This window comes from Spirochaeta cellobiosiphila DSM 17781 (assembly GCF_000426705.1).
Lineage (GTDB): Bacteria > Spirochaetota > Spirochaetia > DSM-17781 > DSM-17781 > Spirochaeta_E > Spirochaeta_E cellobiosiphila.
Genome location: NZ_KE384559.1, coordinates 81,099 through 87,302, shown reverse-complemented (window position 1 = coordinate 87,302; position 6,204 = coordinate 81,099). Strand labels below are relative to the sequence as shown.

The window sequence follows — 6,204 nt, the reverse complement described above, 5'->3', positions numbered from 1 at the left end:
GAGTCTTCCTCTGTCAGATCTAAATCAAGGCTCTCTTCTTCCGCATCATCAATGTTGAAGTCCTCGTCAATAGAGTCTTCTTCTGTTAGATCTAAATCCAGGCTTTCTTCTTCCGCATCATCAATGTTAAAGTCCTCGTCAATAGAGTCTTCCTCTGTAAGATCTAAATCAAGGCTCTCTTCTTCTACATCATCAATGTTGAAGTCTTCATCATTTGAATCTTCCTCTGTTAGATCTAAATCAAGGCTTTCTTCATTCACATCATCAATGTTGCTTTCTTCTTCCTCAAGATCTATATCTAAGCTCTCATCTTTTAAATTTTCTGGAAAGCTTATATCCAGATCATCATCAGTAACCAAACCTTCTGCTTGTTCTTCTTTAATGTCTGCAGTTGTGAGTATGTTATCTAATTCATCACCAGTAAGGGCAATTGTCTCATCTTCTTCATCACTATCAAAAAAACTTGAATCTTCAACTGTATCAGGATTAGCAGTTCCAGTAGTAATACCTGACAAGCCTTGTCTCAAGGCTTTAATTTCTTCTTTTAAAGATCGTATATCATTTAGTTCAGCTTTTATGGAACTTAATTCTAATTCTATTTTTTCAAGTAAAGCATTCTCTCTAGAAGTCGTTTCACCATAGGACTCACCTTTTATTCCTTGAGTTAAATCATCTTCTAAAGCTCTGATGTCATCAAAGTCAGGTTCTTCATGGTATTCTTCAGCTGAAACATACGGTTTTGTCTCAGGTATATTTGTATCTTTAGAAAGGTCTTCCTCATCATTATGGTCTTCATCAATATCTTCAAAATCTAAATCTATATCCAAGTAATCATCATCCATGTCAACATCAGGAACTTCCTTAGTCTCAGAAGTATCTACTTTAGCCCCTTCCGATCCCTCTTCGAAGTCAACAAAATCATCAAGACTAACCTCATCGAAGTCTTCCTGTGTGTCCTGAAGTTCATCCAGTAAAGTTTCTTCTTCCTCAGACATTTCTGTATCAGAGAAATCCAAATCATCCAATGATTCCTCTTCTAAATCTTGTAGATCGGACATATCATTAAAATTAGTTGAATCCGGTTCCTGGATGACCGTTTCAGGACCAGCCTTTACCCATACACCATATTCTTCTAAGTCTTTAGTATCACTATCGTTGTTCAATATATCTTTTTCCAAATCATCGTCGGAATAGGCCATTTATTAACTCCTGAGTTCAGTCTTACTTTTTAGCTATCGGCAAACTCGATTAACAATCTTAATAACAATTTACTTAAGCCTCAATAGGCTGTCAATAAAGGTAAATTAAACCTTAAGTGAAGATTCTTTTCTACCGTATTAAATATGTATGAAACAAGGAATAATTATCTCCTTATATCTTAGTGTATCCCTTTATTTTTTTCTAATATTTCTCTTTGGTCCTTTAGGACGGCAGGAGGAGAAAGATTTGTCTGCCTACAAATTAGAATTACAGGCAAACATAGAAGATCTTGAGAGGCAAAATAAACAACTTCTTAATAAAATTGAATTACTAAAAACCTCTAAAGAATCTATAAGATTGTTAGCTAGAGAAATGGGATTTTATGATAAGGATGAAAAAGTTATTGTGATTAATGGTTTAGGGAAGACTTCACATGAGTATAACCCTGGTCAAGTTATTTTATTTGATGATAAACAAGGATATTCCGGATTATATTTCCGATTAATGTGTCTAACTATATTCTTAATCCTGACTCTAGTAATAGTCGCTTTGAGAGAAACATGGAGGAGTTCACACAGAACTCCTACCTCTTAGTTTTTACGAAGATAATCTTTCATCTCTTCACTTAGCTCATCACCTTTTAACTGCTCTCTAAATATACTTTCCTTTTTATGAAGTAAAACAAAGGGAACTTGATAAGCTTCTTCTATTTTTTCTTTATTATATAAACTGTCCGTTGAACCTACTTCTATGTGTCGATCCTTAAAAAATAGACCAATATTATCAGAATACTTCTGACTCAATTCCAATTCATGAATACTATAGAAGACAGATATATCTTTTTGCATTGCGTATTCTTTTATAAAGCCTAAACTATGATGCTTTTGTTCTTCTTCCAAGGCAAATACTGGTTCATCCATCATGACAATAGGAGAACCGTATAACAAACTAAAGGCCATCACGGCACGTTGAAGCTCTCCTTTACTCATGTGTTGTGTCTTTTTTGAAAGAGTCTTCTCTAATTCAAAGTTCTTTACTATGGCATTTCTTATATCATCATAGGGGCTTATTTTATTACCTGAATCATACACAAAAGGAAGCAGGTCACCAAAATTGTCTTCCGTTTCAAATTCCATGTTCTGATAGACGAAGGAGACCAGAAGATTTTTTTGAACTTCATCAGTCATATCTTTTGTGTTATGTCCTAGAACGAAAATGTCTCCTGTTGTTGGCAGTAGTCTTCCTGCTCCTAGTAACATAAATGTGGATTTACCTACACCATTTTGTCCAATAAGACTCGTTACACCCCTAGGTAGGGTAATGTCCAGATTACTAAAAACAAAATCTTCTTTATCTGGATAAGTGAAGCTTACATTTTTGAATTGAAGAGTAGATGTCATTGTCATTCCTTACGGTTAAATTTCTCAAGGTATTCTGGAATTGTTATCATAGGTGGCCTTTCTTCTTCAACAATATTGAACTCAATTGCTTCAAATTCCCCCTCTCTCACTTGAAATTGTCTTAAGACTGTTTGTAATTCTGGCAAATCTCCAATGATTTGTTGATTTTGGGCTCTTCTAAAGAAAGTCTGAAGTATACCAAAGGACATTTTACCCAGACTCCTTGTGGCTTGGTTCCGATGAACTCTTTGATCAAGATCTGTTTGTCCAAAAGCCTTTAGCCCCCAACGTTGATATACATCGATTAAATGGCTCGTTTCTACTCCATAACCAATAGGGAAGGGGATATTTTCAAGAACTTCTCGACGAACAGCATATTCCCCGCTTAAAGGTTGAATAATAGCAGTAAGTTCTGGGAAGAAAAGGCTAAACATCGGGCGGGTTAGAATTTCGGTAACACGACCCCCACCACTAGGTCTGACTCCTTGACTAAAGGCAAGAGGTCTATCATAAAATGCCTTAACATATTTTATCTGTTCATTATATATAAGAGGGGCGATTAACCCATAAACAAAGCGTGGATGTATGTTCTTAATATCTGCATCAATATAGACAATAATATCTCCCTTTAATTGGTAAATCGCTTTCCAGAGATTTTCACCCTTGCCCTTCTTCTTTTCCAAATGGGGAAGAATATCCTCTGCTAAATAAGTATCAGCTCCAAAAGATTGAGCAACCTGTATTGTGTTATCAGTAGATCCAGAATCAATGATTGCTATTTCATCTATTAGTGGATATCTAATCATAAGTTCGGATTTGAATATGACAACTTCTTTAGCTATAGTGTTTTCTTCATTCAATGTAGGTATACATAAACTAATAGTTAAACCAAGACGTTCTTTTTCTTTAACCAATTCTTTTAGATCCGCAAATTGTGAATGGTGGAAGGTATTTGTTTTAAGCCAATTATTTATTTTCATCTATATCTCCTGATCCATGGCAGTAAGCATACCAATAATTTGTGTTAGACCTTTGTATATGGGATTGATGTAAACCTTTTCTTCCATTTCTTCTGTTAAGTTTTCCCCATCAGTAATTCCTAAGGTTAAGGCTGGTATTTTATTATCAATAAAAGCGGCTAATTCATTGATGGAAGGTGTGAAGCGTGGAGATATCCCCAGCGATCTTAATATCGTCCTGGCATGGGTTACTATGGGATTACTAAAGGCTATACCTCCAGGACGACGTGAGGCTATAATTTGAAATTGTACATCCGCCCCTGTCTTTGACGCTTGTTCAGCGGCTATCATGTCTATGGTTGCTGCCAGTTCATGAACCTGTTCTTCTGATTCTGAACGGATTTCAAACTGAAGGAGTGCTTTATTCGCTCTTTTGTCATGGGTCGTTCCTGCTTTAACAGATCCAATATTAATAGAAGTTTTGGGTCTTGAGGGAAGGGGAATCGCTAATATCTTGTTAATGACCTCTGTGATTCCAATAGTTGCTCCTCCTGATTCAAATTTTGTCCAGTCATATTCTTCGGGTATTAAGTAGGAGATTTCTCCTCTTAACATTCCGATTGATGCATGACTTAGTCTTCCTAATTTGACTCCTTCAACCACAAGTCCAAAATCAATAGCTAAGGTTTTATTATCCAAAAAGAATCTCAATCCTTCAAGATTCCCTTTTCCTAAGCTCTTTGTTGATCCCATGAGTATGATGTTTGCTTTCAGATTAATTCCCAGATGTTTAAGAATTTGAGGTAGGGATGCAATACTGGCTAAGCCCATTGCATTGTCACTGACGCCACGACCGGCAATGCTTTCAGGCCTTACTGTAACAGTATGGTCAACTTCTTCAGGTATGTTAGAATCTAAGTGACTTACTAGAAGTATATTCCGGTCACCAGATGTACCAGGTAGAATACCTAAAGCATTACCTTTTTCATCATAGGACACATTAATTAGTTCACTTTCAGCGAATCTTTGAAGTAGAAAATCCCGTCGTTTATCTTCCTTGAATGTGGGAGCAGGTAACTCTGAGAACATTACCACATTAGCTAGAATGATATCGGATAACTGACGAATCTGACTTTCCCAGCTGGATAATTCATCCATATTAGTCCTATGTTCTGTTGTCATATTTTCAAATCCTTTTCATTTTTATAATTACATTTTAATAATTATGGTATTATTCCTGCAAGGAGCTTTTATTCTATTAATGGCCCCTTGCAAATCGATTGGATATTTTGCAAAATATGTGCGGGAGTATATGATGAGCCAAAAGCTTAATTTTGCTGTAGAGTATTTAGGTGATCGGAAGGTTAAATCACCCTTGGATCCCGAAGGTAAACGGGTTAACTTTGTAACTGACGAAGAATTTATCCGATTTGATATTTATGCCAATATGGGGCAAGAACCTCGAGAACTAGATCATAGTGATTTGCTTGAAAAGGCAGGTCCTCGTGAGAATTTATATTTTCATCCAGGTCATGTTCACGCTGGTATCGTTACCTGTGGTGGGCTGTGTCCCGGACTTAATGATGTAATTAGATCAATAGTACGTAATCTATGGTACATATATGGGGTAAAAAGAATTACTGGTATTCAATATGGTTATCGTGGTTTTCTTGCTAAATATGACCTGCCTACTATGGAACTGACCCCAGAAGTTGTTGAAGATATTCACAAGATGGGTGGTTCTATTCTCGGATCCAGTCGTGGTGGTAATGATATTCCAGCGATTGTTGATTCCATAGAACGAATGAATCTCAATATATTATTTCCCATTGGTGGAGATGGAACTCAATCAGGTGCTTTAGCTATTGCAGAAGAAATACAGAGACGTGGTTTAAAAGTGTCCGTTGTGGGAGTTCCTAAGACTATTGATAATGATTTGAGTTTTATACAGAAATCTTTTGGCTTCGAAACAGCTGTATCGAAAGCTGTGGAGGCTGTTTATAGTGCACATGTTGAAGCAAGTGATGCTATTAATGGAATCGGTGTCGTAAAAGTCATGGGAAGGGAATCAGGTTTTATAGCCGCCCATTCTGCTCTAGCCTCTAATGATGTTAATTTTTGTCTTATACCTGAAGTTGAGTTTGATCTTGATGGAGATAATGGATTATTAGGTCATTTGAAAAAACGTTTAGCTGCTCGTAATCATGCTGTTATTCTTGTAGCAGAAGGTTGCGGGCAACGACATCTTGTCAGTGCAAATGAAACAGATGAGTCGGGTAACAAAAAACTCAGTGACATTGGTATTTATATCAGGGATAGGGTAAATGCCTACTTTAAAGAAGAAGGTATAGAAGTCCATGTTCGTTATATAGATCCAAGTTATATGATCCGGAGTGCTCCTGCAGATCCTAATGATAGTTCTTATTGTAGTCGTTTAGGAGCAAATGCTGTACACGCTGCCATGGCCGGGAAAACAAAAGTATTAATAAGCTTGTGGTCTAATAAGTTCGTGCATTTGCCCATGAAAATGGCTGTATCCAGACGTAACTATGTCAATCCAAAGGGTAGTTTATGGCGGGATGTTTTGGAAACCACTAGACAGCCTGTTAGTATGCTTAACGAATAATAACTTGTCTTTTTAGCAA

General features: G+C 36.6%; 5 protein-coding genes and 1 pseudogene. 2 read left to right on the top strand and 4 right to left on the bottom strand.

What is annotated here, in order from left to right; all coding sequences use genetic code 11:
- A pseudogene (locus tag K345_RS23390) lies at window positions 1–1,199 on the bottom strand (hypothetical protein); the annotation flags it as partial.
- A 148-nt stretch (window positions 1,200–1,347) separates the two neighbouring features.
- On the opposite strand from K345_RS23390, the gene K345_RS0118410 reads away from it, so the two are divergent.
- A complete protein-coding gene (locus K345_RS0118410) occupies window positions 1,348–1,794 on the top strand; it encodes an FtsB family cell division protein (RefSeq protein ID WP_028975413.1) in 447 nt (148 codons plus the stop codon).
- Here the strand turns inward: K345_RS0118410 and K345_RS21845 are convergent.
- The 3 genes from K345_RS21845 to K345_RS0118395 are packed head-to-tail and all read right to left on the bottom strand — an operon-like array spanning window position 1,791 to window position 4,741.
- Window positions 1,791–2,600 (bottom strand): ATP-binding cassette domain-containing protein, encoded by an 810-nt coding sequence (locus K345_RS21845; protein WP_053228463.1) that lies wholly within the window; start codon window positions 2,598–2,600, stop codon window positions 1,791–1,793. The genes K345_RS0118410 and K345_RS21845 overlap by 4 nt on opposite strands.
- A 2-nt stretch (window positions 2,601–2,602) precedes the next feature.
- Window positions 2,603–3,580 (bottom strand): glucosyl-3-phosphoglycerate synthase, encoded by a 978-nt coding sequence (locus K345_RS0118400; RefSeq protein ID WP_028975412.1) that lies wholly within the window; start codon window positions 3,578–3,580, stop codon window positions 2,603–2,605.
- Complete coding sequence (locus K345_RS0118395) at window positions 3,581–4,741, bottom strand: M20/M25/M40 family metallo-hydrolase (protein ID WP_028975411.1); 1,161 nt, start codon at window positions 4,739–4,741, stop codon at window positions 3,581–3,583.
- A gap of 133 nt (window positions 4,742–4,874) precedes the next feature.
- On the opposite strand from K345_RS0118395, the gene K345_RS0118390 reads away from it, so the two are divergent.
- A complete protein-coding gene (locus tag K345_RS0118390; RefSeq protein ID WP_028975410.1) occupies window positions 4,875–6,185 on the top strand; it encodes an ATP-dependent 6-phosphofructokinase in 1,311 nt (436 codons plus the stop codon).
- Window positions 6,186–6,204: the final 19 nt, after the last annotated feature.